The 23,442-nt window shown below is 44.6% G+C and carries 25 protein-coding genes and 1 tRNA gene; 11 read left to right on the forward strand and 15 right to left on the reverse strand.

The window, feature by feature from the left end:
- Positions 1-1,785: a M61 family metallopeptidase gene (locus ICN17_RS02325; protein WP_216236011.1), complete on the forward strand. Its 1,785-nt coding sequence runs from the start codon at positions 1-3 to the stop codon at positions 1,783-1,785.
- A gap of 17 nt (positions 1,786-1,802) precedes the next feature.
- The gene (locus ICN17_RS02330; RefSeq protein WP_216236012.1) at positions 1,803-2,558 is read left to right on the forward strand and encodes a uracil-DNA glycosylase; all 756 of its coding nucleotides are present in this window, start codon (positions 1,803-1,805) and stop codon (positions 2,556-2,558) included.
- Here the strand turns inward: ICN17_RS02330 and ICN17_RS02335 are convergent.
- Positions 2,547-2,825 carry a hypothetical protein gene (locus ICN17_RS02335; protein ID WP_255538248.1) on the reverse strand — a complete coding sequence of 93 codons (279 nt, stop codon included), beginning with the start codon at positions 2,823-2,825 and terminating at the stop codon, positions 2,547-2,549. The two genes, ICN17_RS02330 and ICN17_RS02335, sit on opposite strands and share 12 nt — an antisense overlap.
- Before the next feature lie 19 nt (positions 2,826-2,844).
- Between ICN17_RS02335 and hemA the strand changes: the two genes are divergently transcribed.
- The 5 genes from hemA to rmuC all read left to right on the forward strand — a co-directional run bounded on the left by hemA (position 2,845) and on the right by rmuC (position 7,794).
- Positions 2,845-4,161, forward strand: coding sequence for a glutamyl-tRNA reductase (gene hemA, locus ICN17_RS02340; protein ID WP_216236013.1), 1,317 nt, complete (start codon positions 2,845-2,847; stop codon positions 4,159-4,161).
- Entirely contained in the window at positions 4,162-5,241 is a 1,080-nt protein-coding gene (gene prfA / locus ICN17_RS02345) for a peptide chain release factor 1 (protein WP_216236014.1), read from the forward strand. It begins immediately after the preceding gene.
- 6 nt (positions 5,242-5,247) lie between these two features.
- The gene (gene prmC, locus ICN17_RS02350) at positions 5,248-6,099 is read left to right on the forward strand and encodes a peptide chain release factor N(5)-glutamine methyltransferase (RefSeq protein WP_216236015.1); all 852 of its coding nucleotides are present in this window, start codon (positions 5,248-5,250) and stop codon (positions 6,097-6,099) included.
- A gap of 97 nt (positions 6,100-6,196) precedes the next feature.
- Positions 6,197-6,505: a Grx4 family monothiol glutaredoxin gene (gene grxD, locus ICN17_RS02355; RefSeq protein WP_087908865.1), complete on the forward strand. Its 309-nt coding sequence runs from the start codon at positions 6,197-6,199 to the stop codon at positions 6,503-6,505.
- Between the two features lie 14 nt (positions 6,506-6,519).
- Positions 6,520-7,794, forward strand: coding sequence for a DNA recombination protein RmuC (rmuC, locus tag ICN17_RS02360; protein ID WP_216236016.1), 1,275 nt, complete (start codon positions 6,520-6,522; stop codon positions 7,792-7,794).
- 80 nt (positions 7,795-7,874) lie between these two features.
- On the opposite strand, the gene ICN17_RS02365 is transcribed toward rmuC, so the two are convergent.
- Positions 7,875-8,459: a phasin family protein gene (locus tag ICN17_RS02365; protein WP_216236017.1), complete on the reverse strand. Its 585-nt coding sequence runs from the start codon at positions 8,457-8,459 to the stop codon at positions 7,875-7,877.
- Positions 8,460-8,632: 173 nt separating this feature from the next.
- Here ICN17_RS02365 and ICN17_RS02370 point away from each other — a divergent pair, with 173 nt between their 5' ends.
- Positions 8,633-9,982, forward strand: a complete 1,350-nt coding sequence (locus ICN17_RS02370; RefSeq protein ID WP_216236018.1) for an MFS transporter — start codon at positions 8,633-8,635, stop codon at positions 9,980-9,982.
- Positions 9,983-10,039: 57 nt separating this feature from the next.
- Here ICN17_RS02370 and ICN17_RS02375 read toward each other — a convergent pair.
- The 6 genes from ICN17_RS02375 to petA form a co-directional block, all read right to left on the reverse strand.
- Positions 10,040-10,115 (reverse strand) — tRNA-Thr (locus ICN17_RS02375).
- 17 nt (positions 10,116-10,132) lie between these two features.
- On the reverse strand, positions 10,133-10,540 hold the full coding sequence (locus ICN17_RS02380) for a ClpXP protease specificity-enhancing factor (protein ID WP_087908861.1): 408 nt from the start codon (positions 10,538-10,540) through the stop codon (positions 10,133-10,135).
- Between the two features lie 28 nt (positions 10,541-10,568).
- A complete protein-coding gene (locus ICN17_RS02385; protein ID WP_028819209.1) occupies positions 10,569-11,180 on the reverse strand; it encodes a glutathione S-transferase N-terminal domain-containing protein in 612 nt (203 codons plus the stop codon).
- Between the two features lie 97 nt (positions 11,181-11,277).
- A complete protein-coding gene (locus tag ICN17_RS02390) occupies positions 11,278-12,051 on the reverse strand; it encodes a cytochrome c1 (protein ID WP_370625936.1) in 774 nt (257 codons plus the stop codon).
- Between the two features lie 29 nt (positions 12,052-12,080).
- Entirely contained in the window at positions 12,081-13,481 is a 1,401-nt protein-coding gene (locus tag ICN17_RS02395) for a cytochrome bc complex cytochrome b subunit (protein ID WP_216236019.1), read from the reverse strand.
- Between the two features lie 10 nt (positions 13,482-13,491).
- Positions 13,492-14,094 carry a ubiquinol-cytochrome c reductase iron-sulfur subunit gene (gene petA, locus ICN17_RS02400; RefSeq protein ID WP_087908858.1) on the reverse strand — a complete coding sequence of 201 codons (603 nt, stop codon included), beginning with the start codon at positions 14,092-14,094 and terminating at the stop codon, positions 13,492-13,494.
- Positions 14,095-14,230: 136 nt separating this feature from the next.
- Between petA and mscL the strand changes: the two genes are divergently transcribed.
- On the forward strand, positions 14,231-14,650 hold the full coding sequence (mscL, locus tag ICN17_RS02405; RefSeq protein ID WP_216236020.1) for a large conductance mechanosensitive channel protein MscL: 420 nt from the start codon (positions 14,231-14,233) through the stop codon (positions 14,648-14,650).
- A gap of 21 nt (positions 14,651-14,671) precedes the next feature.
- Complete coding sequence (locus ICN17_RS02410) at positions 14,672-15,850, forward strand: Do family serine endopeptidase (protein WP_216236021.1); 1,179 nt, start codon at positions 14,672-14,674, stop codon at positions 15,848-15,850.
- Between the two features lie 13 nt (positions 15,851-15,863).
- Here ICN17_RS02410 and ICN17_RS02415 read toward each other — a convergent pair whose 3' ends face one another.
- The 5 genes from ICN17_RS02415 to ICN17_RS02435 all read right to left on the reverse strand — a co-directional run bounded on the left by ICN17_RS02415 (position 15,864) and on the right by ICN17_RS02435 (position 20,453).
- On the reverse strand, positions 15,864-16,598 hold the full coding sequence (locus ICN17_RS02415; RefSeq protein WP_216236022.1) for an amino acid ABC transporter ATP-binding protein: 735 nt from the start codon (positions 16,596-16,598) through the stop codon (positions 15,864-15,866).
- Between the two features lie 35 nt (positions 16,599-16,633).
- The gene (locus tag ICN17_RS02420) at positions 16,634-17,302 is read right to left on the reverse strand and encodes an amino acid ABC transporter permease (RefSeq protein WP_216236023.1); all 669 of its coding nucleotides are present in this window, start codon (positions 17,300-17,302) and stop codon (positions 16,634-16,636) included.
- An 11-nt stretch (positions 17,303-17,313) separates the two neighbouring features.
- Positions 17,314-18,105, reverse strand: a complete 792-nt coding sequence (locus ICN17_RS02425) for an amino acid ABC transporter permease (RefSeq protein WP_216236024.1) — start codon at positions 18,103-18,105, stop codon at positions 17,314-17,316.
- A gap of 22 nt (positions 18,106-18,127) precedes the next feature.
- A complete protein-coding gene (locus ICN17_RS02430; RefSeq protein ID WP_216236025.1) occupies positions 18,128-19,039 on the reverse strand; it encodes an amino acid ABC transporter substrate-binding protein in 912 nt (303 codons plus the stop codon).
- 193 nt (positions 19,040-19,232) lie between these two features.
- Positions 19,233-20,453, reverse strand: coding sequence for a porin (locus ICN17_RS02435; protein WP_216236026.1), 1,221 nt, complete (start codon positions 20,451-20,453; stop codon positions 19,233-19,235).
- A gap of 208 nt (positions 20,454-20,661) precedes the next feature.
- Between ICN17_RS02435 and ICN17_RS02440 the strand changes: the two genes are divergently transcribed.
- Positions 20,662-22,122, forward strand: coding sequence for a tetratricopeptide repeat protein (locus ICN17_RS02440; RefSeq protein ID WP_216236027.1), 1,461 nt, complete (start codon positions 20,662-20,664; stop codon positions 22,120-22,122).
- Here ICN17_RS02440 and tatC read toward each other — a convergent pair.
- Both tatC and tatB read right to left on the reverse strand, forming a co-directional pair.
- Entirely contained in the window at positions 22,098-22,892 is a 795-nt protein-coding gene (tatC, locus tag ICN17_RS02445) for a twin-arginine translocase subunit TatC (RefSeq protein ID WP_216236028.1), read from the reverse strand. The two genes, ICN17_RS02440 and tatC, sit on opposite strands and share 25 nt — an antisense overlap.
- Positions 22,893-22,919: 27 nt before the next feature.
- Positions 22,920-23,396: a Sec-independent protein translocase protein TatB gene (gene tatB / locus ICN17_RS02450; RefSeq protein ID WP_216236029.1), complete on the reverse strand. Its 477-nt coding sequence runs from the start codon at positions 23,394-23,396 to the stop codon at positions 22,920-22,922.
- Between the last annotated feature and the right edge of the window lie 46 nt (positions 23,397-23,442).

A 23,442-nucleotide genomic window follows, 5' to 3' on the forward strand; every position in this document is an offset into this window, starting at 1 on the left:
ATGAATACAGCAGATCTTCCAGCAATTCAGTACACCGTATGGCCGGCTAACCTTCATAGTCATCGCTATCAAGTGAAGTTGCACATTGCTAATCCAAGCCCTGAGGGACAGGTATTGCAGATGCCAGCATGGATACCGGGAAGCTATTTGATTCGAGACTTTAGCAAGCAGATTGAATCAATTGAGGCTTATTCAGTTAGTGCAAAGAAAAAGCTGCCTCTGGAGAAAATCAACAACGATCAGTGGCGCTTACCAAAGACAACTGGTGCAATTGAAGTAATCACAACGGTATATGCCTATGATTCCTCTGTGCGCGCAGCCTACCTTGATACTGAACGTGGATTCTTTAACGCAAGTAGCCTATGTTTTGAAGTGATAGGTCAGCATGATTTACCCTGCTCGCTTGCCCTTGCAGCACCTGATGCCACCTTTGCGGATCACTGGTCAGTACAAACGAGCTTAAGAGCCGCCAAAACCAATGAACGTGGTTTTGGTTTTTATCTTGCACAAAATTATGATGATCTGCTCGATCACCCAGTTGCTCTGGGCGAGTTTCAGATTGTTCATTGGAAGTCAAATAATGTCCCTCACAGTATCGCAATCCAGGGATGCATCAATCCCGTTGATGCAAAACGTCTTGCGCAAGATTTACAGGTGATCTGCACCTCTACGATTAACCTCTTTGAGCCAAAGACTAAGCAACCCCCCTTTAGGGACTATCTCTTTTTAGTCAATGCCGTACTCAATGGCTATGGCGGCCTTGAACATCGCAACAGTACAGCATTACTCTGCCGTCGCGACCAAATTCCACAAGAAGATGCCCCGTTAGATGAGACTGCATATCGGGAGTTCTTAGGTTTATGTAGTCATGAGTATTTTCATGCATGGTTAGTCAAGCGCATTCAGCCTAAGGCATTTCAGCCCTACGACTTAAGTAAGCGCAACCATACTCGTTTACTTTGGCTATTCGAGGGATTTACTAGCTACTACGATGATCTTCAACTGTTTCGTAGTAAACGTATCGATCTCAAAACCTATTTAGATCTAGTCTCTAATAATTGGAACGGCATTCTCCGTGGGCCAGGAAGAAACAAGCAAAGCTTGGCGGATAGCTCCTTTGATGCCTGGACTAAGTATTACCAAGCCGATGAAAATACTCCCAATGCAGTAGTGAGCTACTACGGCAAGGGTGCACTAATAGCGCTGGGTTTGGATTTACAAATTCGGGCATTCTCAAAAAATCAGAAATCATTAGATGACCTCATGCGCCTCATCTGGCAAAGGCATGGTGTCAAGCTTGATGGTATTGCCGAAGATGGGCTAGATGAACTCATGCTCGAGTTACTTGGGGCTGGCTTTTCGAAAATTTGGACCGATATGAAAGCGCGCTATATTTTTGGCGCTGAAGATATTCCGATTCAAAAGTGGATCGCCTCTAAGTTCATTTCAGTGAGACCAAAATCTCACTCAAAACTAGAGAAGATTAAGCTACAGCTGGGTATGCGATATGCCGATGCTAATGGATGGTTAAAAATTACTCATGTTTTAGATGGTGGTGCAGCACAGCTGGCAGGGCTTGCGCCTGGGGACCTACTCGCCAGTATCAATGGTCAACGCGTTACTAATAGCCGTCTAGATAAGATTCTTGTTAGCCTCACCGAAGGACAGTATATTCACTTTTGCTTCTATCGTGATGATCTAGAGCATGAGCGCATGGCACACTTAGATATGAGTCAACTACCAATGCAGTTTGAGTTAATTGCCCATTCCACGAAGTCACAATAAAGAACTCTCTTTAATAGATGCCTGCCTTTTCTAAAGTCGATGTTCCCGCTGATTGGCGTAATTTACTCGGCGACTATTTTGACTCTTCCGCTTGGCAAGATTTGGAGAGAAATTTACAAATTGCTCTTGATAGTGATCCGAATCATATTCGGCCAGAACCACATCATTTTTTTAAGGCACTGAAGTTAACCCCGGTTAAAGAGGTTAAGGTTGTCATTCTGGGGCAAGACCCTTACCACTCTCCTGACCTTGCACAAGGTTTAGCGTTCTCTATTCCGGTAAACATTCCCACTAACTCTCGCGCATTTCCGAGTTCTCTGCGCAACATTAGCAAAGCCCTTGCTCTTGAAGGGTTTGGTCAATTGCCCAATGGTGATCTGCATGCTTGGGCCGAGCAAGGGGTTCTACTACTAAATACAGCCTTAAGTGTCAGATTGGGTGAAGCGGGTAGTCACGCTCACCTTGGCTGGAAGAGTTTGATTGATCGACTCATCTCTGCCTTGGCCAAACAAAGACCACAGTTAGTTTGGATGCTCTGGGGCGGTCATGCACAATCTAAATTACCCTTAATTGAATCCGGCAAGAGCCAATTGATTTTGCAATCCTCCCACCCCTCCGGTTTAGGTGTTTACAAAACCGATAAGCCTTTTTTAGAGCAAGGGGTAAAAGCCAGTTGTGGACATTTCAGCAAAGCCAATGAGTGGCTGAAAAAGCTGGGCCAGAAAGAGATTGTCTGGGTAGACAAAACACACCAAACGGAACTATTTAGCTAGGGCAGTAAAAATGCAGCCCACTAAGCAGGCAGCGAAAATAGCACTGAGCCACTCCAGTATCTGGCCGGACTGGAAGAATCCCAGGTACTGACCCAGAATAGAGCTCATAAAGGCGGCCATAAAGCCTAAAAACGCCGCCAGCATCAGCTTTACCGGCTTGAGTCCCTTGGATTGGCTGGGGTAAAAAATCCAGGCTGAAGCCCCAGAAATACCTCCAATCACCAGAAAAGCTAAAAACCCCATTGATACCCCCATTAATGCTGTCATCAAATCTATAATCGCCATTATGAAGTTGTTGACACTCGGCATCAATCATCACACAGCGCCGGTCGCCATTCGGGAAAAGGTCGCCTTCGATCCTGAATTTCTACAAGAAGCGTTGCATGATTTACGCCAACATTTGCTTGGCGCGAATCAGGCTGGGCTGCCTGAAGCTACGATTTTGTCAACCTGCAATCGCACCGAGGTGTACTGCGCCGCAAACGATGCTAGTGCTGCGGGCCTTTTGCACGAAGCCACTTTTGATTGGCTAGCCAAAACCCAACAACTTGCCCCTAGTAGTCTTCAGCCCCATATTTATTCTTTGCCTCAATCCGATGCTGTGCGGCATGCTTTCAGAGTTGCCTGTGGACTAGATTCCATGGTGATCGGTGAGACTCAGATTTTGGGACAAATGAAAGATGCAGTTCGTACTGCAAATGATGCAGGCGTTTTAGGAACCTACCTTAATCAACTTTTTCAGAAAACATTTGCGGTTGCCAAAGAAGTACGTGGCTCTACTGAAATTGGTGCGCATTCAATATCTATGGCGGCTGCATCGGTTCGTCTTGCAGAACGTATCTTTGAAAAGATTTCTGATCAGCATATTTTGTTTATTGGTGCTGGCGATATGATTTCCTTATGTGCCACACACTTTGTAGCGCGCAAACCTAAAAATGTTGCAATTGCCAATCGCACGATTGAACGCGGTCAAGAATTAGCAGATTCTATTTCCATGCAAGACCTTGAAGCAGAGTCATTCAAGCTTTCAGAGCTTCCTGGGCGCCTGCATGAATTTGACATTATTGTTTCTAGCACCGCCTCATCCTTACCCATTATTGGTTTGGGCATGGTTGAGAGCGCTCTCAAACAGCGCCGCCATAAGCCGATGGTGATGATTGATCTTGCTGTTCCCCGTGACTTTGAACCAGAAATCTCACGACTAGATGACGTGTACCTCTACACCGTAGATGATCTCGGCATCATGATTAAGACTGGTGCTAATTTACGCCAAGCGGCAGTAAGTCAAGCGGAGGCCATCATTGAAGATCGCGTTGGCAATTTTATGCATTGGATGCACGGACGTAACGCTGTACCCATTATTCAAGATATTCAGACTCAAGGCGAACGCTTAAGGCAGCTTGAATTAGAGCGCGCGATGAAACGTTTAATGCGTGGCGATGATCCACAAGAAGTTCTCAATGCGATGGCGCAAGGATTAACAAATAAATTTTTACATGGCTCCCTGCATGCACTACAGCACTCCAATGGGGCTGAGCGTGACGCCCTCATTAAACTCCTACCAAAACTATTCGCCTCCCACACTAAGCCCGAAGACCATTAGATGAAGCCTAGCATGCGGGCTAAGCTAGAACATCTAGACACGCGCTTAGCCGAACTCAATTCTCTATTAACCTCTGAAGAGGCAACCAAAGACATGGATGCCTATCGGAAGCTCACGCGTGAACATTCTGATATCGCTACTGTTGTTGAGCAATTTGGGCTGTATAAGCAGGCCGAAGCCGATGCGCAAGCGGCCGAAGAAATGCGGAAAGATCCTGAGATGAAGGACTTTGCAGATGAAGAACAAAAGCAGGCTTTAACCACTATGGAAGAACTTGCAGGAACACTGCAAAAGCTCTTGCTGCCTAAAGATGAGAACGATGAACGTAATGTCTTCCTAGAAATCAGAGCAGGTACTGGCGGCGATGAAAGCGCGCTCTTTGCAGGTGACCTATTGCGCATGTATACCCGCTTTGCAGAACGACAAGGCTGGAAGGTAGAAGTAGTGAGCTCTGCTGAATCCGATTTAGGTGGTTACAAAGAGGTTGTACTGCGCTTGGTTGGTCAGGCCGTGTACTCACGCCTGAAATTCGAGTCGGGCGGTCACCGCGTACAACGTGTTCCTCAAACAGAAACTCAAGGACGTATTCATACATCGGCTTGTACGGTAGCAGTGATGCCGGAAGCAGATGAATTAGAGGCTGTCAAAATCAATCCTGCTGAGCTGCGTATCGATACCTTCCGTGCCTCTGGTGCTGGTGGTCAACACATTAATAAAACTGACTCTGCAGTGCGGATTACCCACTTACCAACTGGTACTGTTGTTGAGTGCCAAGACGATCGCAGTCAACACCGCAATCGTGAGCAAGCTATGAAAGTTCTGGTTTCACGCATTATGGATGCGCGTGAACGAGAGAAGCATCAGCTTGAAGCGCAAACCCGTAAATCGTTGATTGGCTCTGGAGATCGCAGCGACCGTATTCGGACCTACAATTTCCCGCAAGGACGAATTACAGATCACCGTATTAATCTGACGCTCTATAAGATTGATGCCATGATGGATGGAGACATTGACGACCTTTGCAATGCCCTAGCATCAGAGCATCAAGCCGAACTCCTCGCTGCTTTGGGTGATAACTAAAATTTGATGAACCCAGATTTAAATCTGCGCTCTTTACTAAGGAGCTCACCACTTCCTGCAAGTGAAGCACGCCTGTTAATGGCCCATATTCTGGATCAACACTATCAACTGCCACGCTCAGCATTGCTCTCACGCGATGATATGACGCTAAGCCTGGAAGCAAACTTAGCATGGCAAGAATTGCAATCCAAAAGGATGGCTGGAGAGCCCATTGCATACCTGATTGGTAAGAGAGGCTTTCACAATATTGAGTTATTTGTTGCGCCGGGTGTGCTAATACCACGCCCAGAAACTGAGCTCTTGGTTGAAATAGGACTTCGAGAAATTCAGCGGCTTGAAACAGAAGTTATATCTGCTAATGTCCTTGACCTAGGTACCGGCTCTGGAGCCATTGCTCTGGCTATTGCACATGAGACCTCAAGCGTCATGATCACGGCAACTGACCAATGTTCAGAAGCCTTAGCAATCGCTGCTACTAACGCCAAACACTTAGGTCTTGAGGCTCGCGTCCAATTTGCGCAAGGTAACTGGTACGAAGCCTTGGGTGATCAAGTCCTTTTTGATGTCGTCTTAAGTAACCCTCCATATATCGCCAATCAAGATGTCCATCTCACGCAGGGTGATCTACGCTTTGAGCCCATCTCTGCGCTCACCGATCATGCCAATGGACTGAGCTGTCTTGAGGTAATAATTCAGGGGGCTAGGTCCCACTTAAAACCCATGGGTCTTCTTGCAGTTGAGCATGGATTTGATCAGTCAGAGGCCGTGGTTAGCCTTATGAAAGCTGCAGGATTAAGCGATATTCAAACCCATAAGGATTTGGCTGGGCATCAGCGGGTAGCATCTGCCCGAAAATAAGATCTGGAATCACCCTTTTTTGCATTAAGTCTTAAAATCATAGTAATAGCATTTCCAAACCTTTTTTACCGCTTTATTGTTTTTCTAGAAAGAATTTATGGATACACAAGCTCAAATCAAAGAAATCGTTACCAGCCACCCTGTTGTCCTGTTCATGAAAGGAACAGCACAATTTCCTCAGTGCGGCTTCTCTGGCAATGCCATCAATATTTTGCGTGCTAGCGGTGTTGAAAAACTTCACACTGTTAACGTATTAGAGAGCGCAGACATTCGTCAAGGTATTAAAGAGTTCGCTAATTGGCCAACGATTCCTCAGCTCTACATCAACGGTGAGTTCATCGGTGGCTCAGACATCATGACTGCCATGTTCGAGTCTGGTGAGCTCCAAAAACTAGTCAAAGCCTAATTCAATTTAGCTCTGTGACTTTTGATCTCAGCTCACTGCTGCTATTTGGCCTGCCATTTGCTCTATGTGCAGGCCTTTTAGTTTATGCGCTTAACTTACGCTCCGCACTATCACGCACCGAGCAAGAAGCACAAATACAAGCCGCACTTGCAGTCAGTCTTCGCGAAGAGAGAGATCAAGCGCTGCAAACTGCTATTCGTCTTGAAGCGGAGCTAGATTCTGAGCGTAAACAAGGCCTAGGAAGAATTGAATCTCTCAATGAAGCCAAAGAGGCCTTAACTAACCAGTTTAAGAATTTAGCCAATGAAATTTTGGAAGATAAATCTAAGCGCTTTACCGAACAAAATGCTGCAAGCTTAGATGCACTTCTCAAACCATTGCAAACTAAGCTGACTGAGTTTAAAGAACAGGTCAGCACCTCTTATGGCAATGAAGCACGCGAACGCTTTGCTCTTAAAAGCGAGATCGAGCGCTTGGCTAATCTCAATCTACGCATGTCTGATGAGACACGTTCTTTAACTCAAGCTCTTAAAGGCGATTCAAAAGTACAAGGTAATTGGGGAGAACTTGTTCTTGAGTCAATCCTTGAATCTTCCGGTTTACGTAAAGGTGAAGAGTATGTGGTGCAAGATAGCCATACTCAATCGGATGGATCTCGCCTACAGCCCGACGTTATGATTAAGCTGCCTGAAGGCAGAAGCCTGGTGGTAGATAGCAAGGTGTCAATTACGGCTTATGCAAGACATGCGGAAACAACCGATCCAATCGTTGCAGAACAAGAGCTGGCAGCCCATATCCAATCTTTGCGCCAACATATACAAGGCTTATCTGGAAAGAACTATAGCTCCTTATATGGCGTTGGCTCTGTAGATTTTGTCTTGATGTTTGTACCAATTGAACCAGCATTCTTATTGGCATTAAAGACTGCGCCCAATCTGTATCAAGAAGCTTTAGCCAAAAACATTGTTTTAGTTTGCCCAAGTACTTTGATGGCAACTTTACGTACTGTGGCTCATCTGTGGAGACAGGATCAGCAAAACCGGAATGCACTTGAGATTGCTAAACAATGTGGTAGCTTGTATGACAAGTTCGTAGGTTTTGTAGAAGATCTAGAAAAGCTGGGCCAACGCTTAGATCAAGCCCAAACAAGTTACCACGATGCCTTTAATAAACTGAAGTCTGGCAAAGGCAATCTTATTCGTACTGCTGAAAAAGTTCGTGAGCTCGGCGTCAAGCCTATTAAAAACTTATCTACGCCATTAATTGAATCTTCTGCAGATTTAGAATAAAACCTCATAAAACAAAACCCCCGCCTAGCTCATGCCAGGCGGGGGTTTTTAAAACTGACTTCTAAATCTAATTCGACTGATTAAGCAGATTTGCGTGCACGTGATGCAGGTGTAGCAGCTTTCTTAGCTTGAACCATTTGACCTTGAAGAGCGTCAATTGCTTGATCAGCGTTTTTTTCTGCAGTAGCAAAAGCTTCTTTGCTAGCAGCGCGGAACTGTTCAAAACCTTGCAATGCGCTACCGTATACAGTCTTGAATGAAGATAAGAATGCATCAGAACCAGCAGGTGCATTAGCAGCAACAGTGTTAATCCAATCTTGGAAACCATCTTGCATTTGGTCGATGCTTACATCAACAACGTTTGCCAATTCTTTATTGCCATCACGCAATACTTTGCTCACTTTCTTTTGGTATGCAACTGCTTGGCTACCAGCAGCTTGAAATGTTTCAGCATTGAGAAGTTCAGTAACTTGCTTTGGATCTTTTGCTGTCAAAACTTGTTGAATGCCATCTTGAGTATTTACTAAAACATCTTTAGAGGCAGCGTAGTTCAACTCAGCCAATTTCTGAGCATTTTCCAAAGCAGCTTCGCTCAAAGAAAATGAAGCCTCGAGGCCTTTGCTATTTATTTGGGACAATTTAGCGGTGATTTGATCTTGGTTCATGTATTTCTCCAGAAATTAAGTGGTACAACTAATCAATTAAGCGCACGATTTAAGAGGTGGAAAGCTTGATATACCTTAAATATTGCACTGCACCATCAAACTGTAACTGAACAAATATGACAAATCAAGAACTTTTTGCTGCTTTGCAACAAATATTTTAAAAAAGAATTAAATTGAATAAAATCAATAGCATAAAAAAAATAGAAGGCTCCCATTCCTACCGAAAAGTAGCGATTGCGGCCTGTTTTGGGACTTTTTTAGAGTGGTATGACTTTCTCACCTTTGCCACTTTGGCGGTTGTTTTTGCCCCCCTCTTCTTCCCCTCAAGTGACCCAAGCACTGGTCTATTAGCCAGCCTGGCGACTTTTGGCGTTGGAATGGTAGTGCGTCCCATTGGGGCTGCCATATTTGGCTCTATGGGCGATCGCATCGGCAGAAAACCAGTATTTATGATCACCATTGCCCTCATGGGGATAGCCACCTTTTGCGTAGGCTTTTTACCCACCTATGCTCAAATCGGTATTTGGGCTCCAATTTGCTTGGTTAGCCTGCGCTTACTGCAAGGCTTGTCCGCTGGCGGTGAAATTGGCGGTAGTGCCGTATACCTGGCCGAACACGCAGGTAATGAATACAGAGGGCTTAAGACTAGTTTTCTACAACTAATGGGGCCGCTTGGAATTTTGTTTTCCACCCTGCAAATAGCCCTACTCAGAATTTATCTTTCGCCAGAGCAATTTGAAGCATGGGGCTGGCGAGTGCCATTTTGGATCTCGATCGTCTTGTTAATCATTGCATTTAAAGCTCGCATGGCTCTAGAAGAAACGCCTGTGTTTTTAGAGCTTAGTAAAAGTAGCCAAAAAACCGATCATCCATTGCTCAGCAATTTTCGAGACCCCCAAACACGCAAGCGCATGTTTTTACTTTTCTTCTGCATTTCTGCTGGTGGAGCAGTACTCTTTTTCTGTGTGCAGGTTTATACCTCGATTTTTTTGAAGGCTTCTATCAAACTGCCGCCGGCAGTTGTGGATCAACTCAGTGTTTATGCGACTTTAGCCCTATTTCCGCTCACTTTATTTGCTGGCTGGCTATCAGACAAAGTTGGGCGTAAGCCTGTTGTGATTAGCGGTCTTTTATTGGGTGCCATTTTTATACAGCCTGCATTCCAGATACTTCAAGATTTAGGGCAACAGTATCTTCAATTACCAAATGCCAATAGCCCACTGATATTGATTGGGCTCCTTTTAACTGGCCTATCTCTTTCTCTTGCATTAGTCGTGGGCCCTCAAACAGCACTTTTAGCAGAACTATTTCCTGCTAAGACTCGCAATAGCGCTGCAACCCTTCCACATAACCTAGCAGCGGGATGGATAGGCGGACTTTTACCGCTTATCGTGACTTGGCTAAATCAACAATGGGGAAATGATCTTGCCGGACTTTGGTACCCAACAATTTTTTTGGCTAGCGCCGCAGTGATTGCAGTTTTATATTTGCCAGAGACAAATAAGGTCAATCTCAATCTTTAGCTGAGCAATAAAAGAAAAAAGCTTCTAAGACGTTTAACTTAGAAGCTTTAGAATATTTGGTGCCCCTTGTCCGACTCGAACAGACCACCTACTGATTACAAATCAGTTGCTCTACCAGATGAGCTAAAGGGGCAACGGTGATATTTTAGCCTATTTCACAATCTTCAAGGAAGGTCTGCTCGTTTTAGGCTTTTCAGCTACCCCGTCTGAGGCATCTGCAATATGCAAGTCCCGCGCCTGCTTTGGATCAAACGGAAAAGACATTCCCTGGCCATTCTCTCTAGCGTAAATAGCCAAGACATGAGTAACAGGAACCATAATTTTTCTTGGAATACCGCCAAACCTCGCCTGAAAGCTGATCCAATCATTTTCCATCTGCAATTGATGGCAAGCCTCTAAGGAGAGGTTTAAAACGATTTCATCATTCTTCACAAACTCCATTGGGACTTCAACCCTTGAGTCCACAAAGACGGCTATGAAGGGCGTAAAACCAAAATCCGTGCACCACTGATGTAGAGCACGGATTAGGTAGGGTTTATTACTTGGAACGTCAGACATGCCGACAGATATGAACCGCTAGTAAAGCTTAGCGGCGCATTACCTTTTCTGAAGGAGTCAAAGCTTCGATATAAGCAGGTCTACTAAAGATACGCTCGGCATATTTCAAGAGAGCTGCGGCATTACGAGAAAGATCAATGCCGTAATGCTCAAGACGCCATAACAACGGCGCAATAGCAACATCCAACATTGAGAACTCATCGCCGAGCATGTACTTATTCTTCACAAAAATAGGTGCCAACTGTGTCAAGCGATCACGAATTGCCAGGCGAGCTTTCTCATGTGTCTTTTCAGCAGCCTTGCCTTTTTCGTTCTCTAAAGCAGCAACGTGAACGAAGAGCTCTTTCTCGAAATTAAACAAGAAGAGGCGTGCACGTGCACGTGCTACTGGATCAGGCGGCATCAATTGTGGATGAGGAAAACGCTCATCAATATATTCATTAATGATGTTTGATTCATACAGAATTAAATCGCGCTCAACCAAAATAGGAACTTGGCCATAAGGATTCATGACCGAGATGTCTTCTGGCTTGTTAAACAGGTCGACATCACGGATTTCAAAATCCATGCCTTTTTCAAAAAGCACTAAGCGGCAGCGTTGCGAGAATGGGCAGTTAGTACCCGAGTACAACACCATCATAAATTGATTTCCTTAAATTTCTACTTCAATACAACAAACGCACAACAGCGTTAAATCTTTTCAGTCATGAGCCCTCGTGACAGGGCTCATCAAATGATTAGTGAACGTCTTTCCAGTACGCTTTATTCAAGCGCCATGCCAAGAGGGTAAAGATCGCCAAGAACAAGAGCACTACAACACCCAAACGCTTACGCTCCAATTGAACTGGCTCAGCCATCCAAGACATGAAAGCCACTAAGTCAGCAATGTTGTCGTCATACTCCTGAGACTTCATGGTGCCGGGAGTTAACTGCTCAAAACCAACAAATACCTTTTCCATTCTGCTTGGATCATGTGGATCTTTGCGCTCCTCAAAGTTCGCAGCACGCTCACCCTGTAACTGCCAAAGCACATGTGGCATACCAACGTTTGGATATACCAAGTTGTTCCAACCAGTTTGAGTTGCATCATCTTTATAGAAAGTACGGAAATAGGTGTAAAGCCAATCCGTTCCACGAGCACGAGCCTCTACAGATAAATCTGGAGGAGTCTTACCAAACCATGCCTTACCTTCTTTTGGTGTCATGGAGATAGTCATCAAATCACCCACTTTGGCATCGGTGAAAATGAGATTGTCTTTGATTTGCTGGTCGGTCAAGCCAATATCGCGCAAGCGGTTGTAACGCATACTTGTAGCCGAATGGCAGTTCAAGCAGTAGTTTACAAATATTTTGGCGCCATTTTGTAAGGAAGCATTGCTACTAACGCGGTCCGGTGCCTTATCCAAAGGAAAGCCACCTTCGCTTGCATTCGCAGTAGCACCAAAGCCGAGAGCAGCGACCAATACTGTTGCTTGGCAGACGCCCATCAAAGTTTGCAGAATTCGTTTCATACTATTTCCTAATTTCTCTGGTGTCTGAATTAATGGGATTCAAAAGTAACGCGGTCCGGAACTGGCTTGAATGTCCCAAGCTTGCTCCAGAAAGGCATTGCTAAGAAAAAGCCCAGATAATAAATCGTACAAATCTGAGAAATCTTTTCAAACACTGGTGATGGTGGCTCGATACCCAAGTAACCCAAAATTACAAAAGTAACAATAAATACACCATAGATATATTTATGGAACTTAGGGCGGTAACGAATCGATTTCACTGGGGAATAGTCAAGCCAAGGCAAGAAGAACAGAATGACTACTGAGCCACCCATAATGACAACACCCCAGAATTTCGCATCAAATGCATAGAAGCCAGCAGCCAAAGCTAGTGCAATTGCTACGCATGCACCCTTCACTCTTTTATCGCTTGAAGTCCTCGCAAACATTCCTAGAATGACTGCCAAGAAGATCCACAAAGGCAATAAGAAATTAGAGGTAGTTGCACGCAACATTGAGTAGAACGGTGTGAAGTACCACACTGGCGCAATGTGCGTTGGCGTTACAAACGGATTAGCCGGGATGAAGTTATTTGCTTCTAAGAAATATCCGCCCATCTCTGGAGCAAAGAAAACAATGCTTGCAAAAATAATGAGGAAGCCGCCCAAGTACATCACGTCATGCACGCTGTAATAAGGATGGAATGGGATACCGTCCACTGGATGGCCATTTGCATCTAAATTATTTTTAATTTCAACGCCATCAGGATTATTGGAACCCACTTCATGCAAAGCCAAAATGTGGGCTGCTACCAAACCAATTAACACTAGTGGAATAGCAATCACATGGAATGCAAAGAAGCGGTTCAGAGTCGCGTCGCCAACCACATAGTCGCCACGCAACCATAAAGACAAGTCTGGGCCAATAAAAGGAATTGCAGAAAACAAGTTCACAATCACTTGAGCACCCCAGTAAGACATTTGACCCCAAGGGAGCAAGTATCCAAAGAAGGCTTCGCCCATTAAGCACAAGAAAATTGCGCAACCGAAAATCCAGATAAGTTCACGTGGCTTACGATAAGAACCGTAAATCAAACCACGGAACATATGGAGATAGACCACCACAAAGAACATTGAGGCGCCAGTTGAGTGCATGTAGCGAATTAACCAACCCCATGGCACTTCGCGCATGATGTATTCAACAGATTCAAAAGCTTTAGCTGCATCAGGTTTGTAGTTCATCACCAAGAAAATGCCGGTAATGATCTGAATTGCTAAAACAACAATTGCTAATGCGCCAAAGATGTAGAAAAAATTCAGGTTCTTCGGAGCATAGTACTCACTCATATGCCGCTTAAATGCATCAGTAACTGGAAGACGTGAGTCAACCCATGCCATTAGCTTTACGGCTGCGGAGGCGTCTGCAGGAACTTCTTTTTCGTGAAATGCCATTTATCTCTCCTTAGGCCTTCTTATCTTCGCCAACCAGAATCTTGGTATCGCTCAAATACATATGTGGCGGTACTTCCATATTGTCTGGTGCTGGTTTATTTTTAAATACACGGCCGGCCATATCAAATGTCGAACCATGACATGGGCAAAGGAAACCTCCTGGCCAGTTATTTGGTAAAGAAGGTTGAGCTCCTGATTCAAATTTTGCTGTTGGAGAGCATCCTAAGTGCGTGCAAATACCAACAACTACGAGGTACTCAGGCTTAATAGAGCGCCATTGGTTTTGAGCATAAGCAGGAGTAAATTGGGCTGGATCACGTAATGAATCGGGATCAGCTAATTCGCCATCTATCTTAGACAGCTCAGCAACTTGCTCAGGGGTACGACGAACCACCCAAACAGGCTTTCCGCGCCATTCGACCATTCTCATTTCATCTGGCTGCATGCCACTAATATCAATCTCAACAGCGGCACCCGCGGCCTTAGCGCGCTCAGAAGGCTCAAAACTGTCTACAAAAGGGTAAAGGGCTGCGGCTGCACCTACGCCTCCAACTGCCGAAGTGGCGATCAGCCAATTACGGCGATCCTTGTCCATACAGGGCTTGTCACTCATTTACAAAATTCCTAAAAGGGTATTTATGGGTGGAAATTGCTTAAACCTAGCATTTTAAAGTAAAAAGTGGGGTGAGTAGGAAAGTTATGGGGTTAATCTTTGCATAATTGGTATTTGGTGAAAAAAGGAAGCTGAAATGAGCGTTTTAAAGGAATTTCGGGACTTTGCCGTCAAGGGCAACGTCATAGATTTAGCAGTTGGCGTGATTATTGGCGGGGCTTTCGGGAAAATCGTCGATTCCCTAGTAAATGACATTGTTATGCCGGTGATTTCAACCCTTTTAGGGGGTCATATCGACTTTACGAATCTCTTTGTTGTCCTTGGCCATATCCCGGAGGGAGTACCCAGAACCTTCGATGCCCTCAAAAAGGCGGGGGTGCCCATTTTTGCCTATGGCAACTTCATCACCATTTCGATTAATTTCGTTTTGTTGGCCTTTGTGATTTTTCAAATGGTCAAAGTAGTCAACAGGATTCGCCTTATGGATACACCTCCTCCACCAGTTCCGGAGGATGTAGTTTTGCTGCGCGAGATTCGCGACAGTCTCAAGAAATAATTTAGTAAAGCATATTAGGAAATGTTTAATCGCTTATGGTTGCTGTTTGCACAAACGGTAACCATTCTTCTTGCAGCAATATTCATTGTTGCCACTCTGAAACCAAGCTGGATATCGGGTGAAGGTATTGGCTCACTTGTTGAAAACGTTACGCTTAAAGAAGGCGCCTATGACGGCAGTGCTATTAATCCGGGCTCATACCATGATGCTGTGAAAAAATCGATGCCTGCGGTTGTCAATATCTTCACTAGCAAGAATTCTGCAAAACCAAAAACACGCAAAGGAAGCAAACAAAATCCTACCGATCCTTTATTCAAATTCTTTTTTGGTGACCAGCCGCCCGACGAGGAACCTATATCCAGCCTAGGCTCTGGGGTTTTAGTGAGTCCCGAAGGAATTATTCTGACCAATCATCATGTTATCAGTGATGCAGATGAAATTGATGTTGCGTTAGCAGACGGCAGAAAAGTCAAAGCAAAAATTATTGGGAGTGATCCAGAAACAGATATCGCTGTTTTAAAAATTGAGCCCAAGCAATTACCAACCCCTATTACTCTAGGAAAAATTGAATCTGTTCATGTGGGTGATGTAGTGCTAGCTATTGGCAATCCATTTGGAGTTGGCCAAACCGTAACATCCGGAATTGTTTCTGCAATGGGTCGTGACCATGTGGGTATCAATACTTTTGAAAACTTCATTCAAACTGATGCAGCAATTAATCCTGGAAATTCAGGCGGTGCTCTAGTAGATACTCGAGGTAATTTGATTGGCATCAATACCGCTATTTATTCAAATAACGGCGGGTCGATGGGAATTGGCTTTGCCATTCCAGTAAACCTAGCCAAACAAGTAATGGAATCCATACTTAAAAATGGGGGTGTCACTAGGGGCTGGATTGGGGTTGAGCCTCAGAACCTATCGAAAGAGCTCTCAGAATCCCTTGGCTTGCCCAGTACGACCGTTGGAGTCCTGATCTCTGGGGTGCTGGAGGGCGGCCCTGCGGCAAGGGGTGGGGTTAAGCCTGGGGATGTGCTCCTCTCTGTTGATGGCAATAGCACCAAGGACGTAAGGCAACTATTAAATCAAATCGCACAAGTAGGCCCAGGTAATGAGGCGACCCTGAAAGTTTTGCGCAAAGACAAAGCATTAGAGCTTAAGGTTCAAGCTGGAAAGCGCCCAAAACCAAAAACGCTCAATTAATGAGACATGCCTGCTAGTTGGCCAATATCTTTGACAGGAAGTCTTTGGCTCTTGGAGAGCGAGCCTCTGGATTGCCAAAAAATTCGTCTTTGCTGCAGTCCTCAATAATGCGGCCCTGATCCATAAAGATCACACGGTTACCAACCTTACGAGCAAAGCCCATCTCGTGAGTAACACAGCACATTGTCATGCCTTCGTTAGCAAGCTTAACCATGACATCTAAAACTTCGCCTACCATCTCTGGATCGAGCGCTGAGGTGGGCTCGTCAAACAACATCAGAATGGGGTCCATACTTAAAGCACGAGCAATCGCAACCCGCTGCTGCTGACCACCCGAAAGCTGGCCAGGAAATTTATCTTTTTGCGCGATGAGTCCAACACGCTCGAGATACTTTAGACCATGGGTTTTAGCTTCATCGCTCGATCGACCCAAGACTTTAATTTGAGCCAGTGTGAGATTCTCAGTAATACTTAAATGAGGAAATAGCTCGAAATTCTGAAACACCATACCAACCCGCGCCCGTAGCTTGGGAAGACTTGTTTTGGGATCATGCAAATTAATGCCGTCAACAGTAATTCCCCCTTTTTGAAACGGCTCAAGAGCATTGATCGTTTTAATCAAAGTTGACTTGCCCGATCCTGAGGGACCACAAATCACCACCACCTCACCCTTATTGATTGTAGTCGTGCAATCCGTCAAGACCTGAAAGGAGCCATACCATTTAGAAACGTTTTGGAGTTCAATCATGATGGTCTATGTAGTATGTAGCGATCAAAAAATAATTAACGAATAATGGCAACTTTTGCCTGAATAGCGCGCACTGCTTTAGACAGTGAAAAACAGATAATGAAATAAGTAGCGGCAGCCAAAATATAAGTCTCAATTGGGCGGCCATAATTTTTGCCGGCAATCTCAAAACCTTTTAATAAGTCGTAGGCGCCAATTGCATAAACCAAGGAGGTATCTTGGAACAGAATAATAGTCTGCGTCATGAAGACCGGAATCATATTCCTAAAAGCTTGGGGTAAAACTACCAAGCGCATATTTTGCCCATAGGTCATGCCTAAAGCTTCACCCGCATAAGCCTGACCCCTAGGCACTGACTGAATCCCAGCTCTCACAATCTCCGCAAAGAAGGCGGCCTCAAATGCAATAAAAGTAATCGTGGCCGATAAATCTGCTCCGATAGGTTTGCCGATAAGCATTGGGATTAATAAGAAAAACCACAGGATCACCATTACCAATGGAATGGAGCGCATGGTATTGATATAAAACGTTGCGGGATAGACCAAGATAGGCTTGCCTGATAACCTCATCAAGGCCAAGAAAGTGCCAACCACAATACCGCCAACTGTCGCAATGACAGTGAGCTGCACGCTAAATAGCAACCCCTTCAGAATATAATTTGTAAAGAGTTCCCAGTTATAAAAACTTAAGTCTAAGCTCAACATATCATCGCCATTTAATGAGCCGGACTTGCATCATTCGATGCGACAATAAAACCAGGGATGCGACTTCTTTTTTCTATAAAAGTCATCACACGATTGACGGCAAAGGCTGATAAGGCATACAGCAGAGTCACTGCCAAGTAAATTTCCACGCCACGGGAGGTTTCTTCTTGAGCCTGCATTGCAAATAAAGTGAGCTCGGGGACTGAGACTGCAAAAGCAACTGAAGAGTTTTTGATGGCATTCATACTCTCCGAGGTAAGTGGAGGAATGACTATACGTAATGCCATAGGCAATATGACATAACGATAGGTTTGTGGTGTAGTTAAGCCAAGGGCGGTTGAGGCGGCTCTTTGTCCGCTAGGTAAAGATTGAATGCCTGCGCGCACTTGCTCCGCTATACGAGCGGAAGTAAAAAACCCCAATGCAATACTGACCAGCCAATACGATGGGAGCGCCTTTAAGGGCAAAACAAATGCGGGAATAACGTGATACCAAAGAAATACCTGAACTAAAACGGGAATATTTCTAAATAGCTCTACCCAAGCCGTTGAGAGCCGAACAAGTAATCTGCTAGCTATTCCGCTATCCGGCAAAGTCCTCAGGGTGCCCATAATGACGCCCACAATTAAGGCAATGGTCAGACCCAAACCTGCTACGGCCAAGGTCCAACCCCAAGCTTTCATCAGCCAGTCAAGATAACTGGCATCTGCATTTTGTCCAAGCCAAAAAATAGAGGAGAAGCAGTGTTCAACTACTTCTCCATCAATGGTGCTTTTACAAAAAACACCGAAATCCAATGCCATATTAGAAGCTTAATTAGTTAAATTACTTCTTGTTGTAGTCTTCGGCTGGCTTGTCATTAAGATTTGCCCAAGCATTTTTGGTAGCTGGAGATAACTCAAGACCGACGACAGCATTTTTTGGTGGAATTGGTGACAAGAACCACTTATTCCACAGTCCAGGCATTTTTCCATTGGCAACAATCTTGGCAATGGCAGCATTCACAGCAGCCTTGAACTCAGGATCATTCTTGGGAACCATGATGGCGATTGGCTCAGTAGCAAGCACCTCACCAACAATTTTGAAATCTTTTGGATTCTTGGAGTTCGCAATATTGCCCGCCAAAATAGAACCGTCCATTACAAATGCATCAGCACGGCCAGACTCTAATAACAAGAAGCTATCAGCATGGTCTTTACCGAATACTTCATCAAAGTTCACACCATTGGCTTTTTCATGTTTGCGCAGCAATTGAACAGAGGTTGTGCCAGTAGTAGTGGCAACTTTCTTACCTGCTAATTGAGAAATTGAATTAATTCCAGAATTTGCTTTAACTGCAATACGCACTTCCTCAACATACAAGGTATTAGCAAAGCCAACATCCTTAGCACGAGTACTATTATTCGTTGTTGTGCCGCACTCAATATCAACGGTACCGTTTTGCACTAAAGGTACGCGGTTTTGTGATGTCACAGGCTGGTAGTTAATGCGGATTGTGCTCATGCCTAACTTATCTTTAATGTCACCCAAAATCATGCGGCAAACTTCAACGTGGTAGCCATCAAAGCGGCTATCGCCTGTGGTATAGGACATCGGTATGGATGACTCGCGCACGCCCATAGTGACGGCACCAGAAGATTTAATCTTATCTAAAGTAGGACTTGCAGCAAATGCACTAACCGATACTCCGACAAAGAAAACAGCAGCAGCAAACTGACTTAATTGATTCTTTTTCATGGGGCTCACTTTCAGTAAATAAGTAGGTAAGGCAAATGACTTTATATCACCCTTGCAATATAAAGCATTATTTGATGATTTTATATGTAATTTTTATGTATAACGTAAGCCTCAAATGAAAAAACCTGCTATGTTTCCATAGCAGGTTTTGTACTGCATTTCTAAACTCAAACTAGCTTACGCTAGCGTTAAATTAGAAAGTGTGACGTGCGCCAATAGAATATTGTTGCAAGTTGTAAGCACCATTGCTTGTGCTTGATGTGTTGTTTTGGCCATAAATAGCATACAAGTTTGTACGCTTGCTCAACCAATAGTTAGCACCAGCTTGGTAACCAGCGATGTTAGCTGTAGGTTGATCTGTACCGAATGCGCTGAAACGGCCATTACCAATAGAAGCCCAACCTTCGATAGTTGGTGTAATAAAGCTACGTACACCAACTTCTTGTGCCGTACGCTTGATGAAAGCATTGCTATTCAATGAAGATTCAACCTTACGATTTGTCCAACCTGCGTATGCCTTCAAAATACCGAAGTCATAGCTAGCTGTAATCAAAGCTTGGTTATCTTTAACGTTATTACCTTGTGTGCCGCTACCCCAATATACGGTATTCGTAGTAGTTAAGGTAGTCGAGTTGTAAGGATTATCAGAGCTAAACGATGCATAAGAAGCCTGAATGTTAGCTTTTTGGAATACATAGTCCAACGCGAACTGGTAACCAGTTTGAGTGTTTTCAGCGCCGATGTAACCTGCAGTACCTGCGGCTGTACTATTTGAATTACTCTGTGTATAGGCAGCCTTACCAATCAAACCAGCCATACGCTCAGTCGCTACACGAACAGTGTTAGTTGTTCTAGCAGTGTAAGCAGCAGATGTTGAACCAGCAGAAGTAGCGTTACTTGAAGATGTAAAGAAAGCACCGTCAGTTGATGGGGCTAACATGCTGCCGTAAGTCTGAGCCAACTGACCAGTTGTATTCGAGCCAGCCTGTTCCCAGAACAAGGTGTTTTGTGTACCAATACGTGCGTTACCCATGCCTTTTTTCTCGAAACCAACAAAAGCTTGACGTACGTTAGGAGCCCAAGTAGCTGTACCAGCAGTAACTGCAGCTGTACCGAGACCAGTCGTGTTTGAACCTGCATTACCAGCTGGCTGAATACCCAATTCAAATGTGAAGATCGCAGAAGTACCGCCACCTAAATCTTCATTGCCACGGAAACCAAGACGGCTACCAGATTCCATGCTGTTACTAATACGGCTAACAGATTCTTTAACTACTGTTGATGATGTTTGCGCACGTGCGTTACCGCCTGTGTAACCAACATCCAAGAGACCGTAAACGGTTACGCTGGACTGAGCTTGAGCTGCGCCAGCAAATGCTGTCATTGCTGCAACTGCTAATAGCGATTTTTTCATTCTTTAAATCTCCAAAAATTAAAAGTAATGCCCAAATAAAACCGGGACCATTGAATTTTGCTTGTAATGCCCGCCTCGACTGGAGGTAAGGGTAATTAAGAGCTCTTTTTGCTTGTGGAAAGGTAGTTTTTTTGCTTTCTTCGTTGTATCTCGGCAACAAGGCCTTTGTTTTCTGTCCTTTATGGGCCTCAGCTGCCAAAATTGTCATATGGCAAGTCGCGAATTCCTAAAAATCCTCAGTTCAGCCCGTTTGGGTGATGTATTAGCGCAACAAAAGTTAGCACAGGCCTATATGACTGGGGCATTTAAAACTCCAATTCAGCCAACTAATGCCTTGATTTGGTTCGAAAAATCCTATTTTTCTATTATAAATCAAGGGCTTGAGGGGTCTGCTTCAATTCAAGATGAAATTTCTGGTCTTTTAGATCAAGTTGCCAGCATTCCCCTAGTGGAGACTTTCAATTCACCTGCATTTAGCTTTGGCTGGGGGTCGTTCTGGGAGGTGGCTGAAAAAACAGTTCAGGATACCTCTAGCCTGGCCGCCAAATGGCAGCTCGCTAATCTTCTAATTAACCCGGCCTATCAAGAGACTCAAACTCAACTTGGCGATTGGGTGGATAAAACAGTGATTTCACCCTCCGTTGAAAAAATAGTCGGTATCGATTTTATTGGTCTTCAAAAACTTGCCAAAGAATACCTAGAAGAACTTTCTAAAATCGATTCGCCATACACAAGCTCTGCTAGAGAATTACTCATCAAGCTACAACCCAAAAATGAGGCTCTTTCCACTTTATGGGGCGCTTGGCTTGAGGAGAAAAATGAAGCCGCTCTTTTGCAAGCGGCAGAAGTTGGGCTCACTATTGCAAAGCTGACTTTGGGATTGCGTCTCGCTCAATTAGATGGCGGTGATAACAAATCTAACGCTTCGCTTAAAAAAGCGGCTTACTGGCTAGAGCTCGCAGCCAAAGATGGGGATCGTGATGCTTGGTATGCATTAGGTGAAATTTATCGCCGCCCTCAATTCTCAGGATATAACGCCTCAGAAAGCGATCGCTGCTTTGATCGTGCTGCTGACTTAGGGCACGCAGAAGCACAACTACGCAAAGGTGCCAATCTATGGCGTAAGCGCGAAAAGTCTGAAGAAAAGGTGCGTGGCTTGCAAGCATCATATTGGGTCTGGCAAGCGCATCAGCAAGGTGTAGTAGAGGCCAAAGATTTACTCAGCAAAATTTTAGAAAGCTGCCCGGACCCCAAATCCAATGAATGGTTTGAGCTAGCGCAATATGCTGAGCGTGCTATTAATCATCATGCTGAACATAAATTAGATGAAGATTGGTTGTTACTGTGCCATCGCATCGTCATTGCCAATCAATTTAACTTTAGTAAAGCAGAGTTACTGCTTTGCGAAGTAGGTCAGCTACAACATGAACACTGTGTAGCGGTTGATATTCGCTGGGAATTACCGAAGATTTTGCCGCGACTGATTCAGATTGATACGATTCAACAACGTCGCACTCTTTTGGCCGCAGGCAAGGCGTTTGCTGGTGCCGAACTGGATATTGAAGGTAACCTCCGACAAAGACGCTATCGCTTTGATCGCGTTACTAATTGGCTAACAGATACTTTTTCTAAAAAATCTAAAAATCAGACTGACGCTGAACTAGCTTGATCTTCTTTAGCAGCCTCATCATCTGCAGGTTTAGGCGTATAGAAGCGTGCAATAAATAAGCCCAGCTCATAGAGCAAAGTCATCGGAACCGCCAAGAGCAATTGGGATAGAACATCGGGCGGGGTCACGACTGCAGAAATCACAAAGGCGCCCACAATAACGTAGGGGCGAATTTCTTTCAGCTTAGCCAAAGGCACAATACCCATACGCACAAGAACAACCACTACTACTGGTACCTCAAACGTAATACCGAAGGCTAAAAAAGTATTCATGGCAAAGCTCAGGTACTTATCGATATCTGTAGACATCTCAGCGCCCAATGGTGCGTTGTAGCTAGCCATGAAATTAAACACGGTCGGGAATACCAAGAAGTAAGCAAAGGCCATACCAAAAATAAATAAGCTGTAACTACTCACCACCAATGGAACCACCAGCTTACGCTCATGTTGATATAAGCCTGGCGCAATAAAAGCCCATAATTGATAAATCACCACGGGTAATGCAATCAAAAATGCCACCAGCATGGTGACTTTCATCGGAACAAAGAATGAACCGGTGACATCCGTCACAATCATCTTGCCCCCTGCTGGTAATGAATCTAGCAAAGGTTGTGAAAATAAATGAAAAATATCAGGCGCCCAATAGACCAGGCAAACAAAGACAACAATAATTGCTAAAGCTGCTTTGATAACACGATCACGCAATTCAAATAAATGCGAGAGAAAAGATTCTTGTAAACCTGACTCTTCAGTGGAATGATTTTCTGACATGCGAAAGTATTTTTATTCTTGTTTTATTTATTTGATAGCGCTGTGATGAAAGCGTTTCATCCTGGCGGCGCCCGATTGAACTCGTGTGCGCACGCCGGCTGAGCGTTTAAACCAGACCGGTCTGGCTGCACGCCTAACGCCCCAGCTATTGCGACCTTGACGCTTGGTCTTATCCCATACCGCCCTCTCATCAAGCGGTAGCTTCTCAAAACTGGTTTCGAAAATATCGGCCTGATCGCTCAGATTGGTATTAGCTTCTTGAACAGTGGAGTTGATACTGTTCTCAACTTCCTTGAAGGCGGAAGCGCTTTCTTCCCGGAACTTTTTAAATTCCTCTACTTCCATCTGGCGATTAACTTCAGATTTAATGTCGGCCATGTAGCGCTGTGCACGACCAAATAAATTACCCGCCATACGAGCAATTTTTGGTAGGCGCTCTGGACCCACTACGATTAAAGCAACTACTGCAATAAGCGCAAGTTTTGAAACTCCAAGATCAATCATTGAAGCAGTCTTCTAAAAACCACATGGATTTCTATTGCGCTAACAA

Origin of the sequence: Polynucleobacter sp. 73C-SIWE, assembly GCF_018882465.1 — a bacterium.
GTDB lineage: Bacteria > Pseudomonadota > Gammaproteobacteria > Burkholderiales > Burkholderiaceae > Polynucleobacter.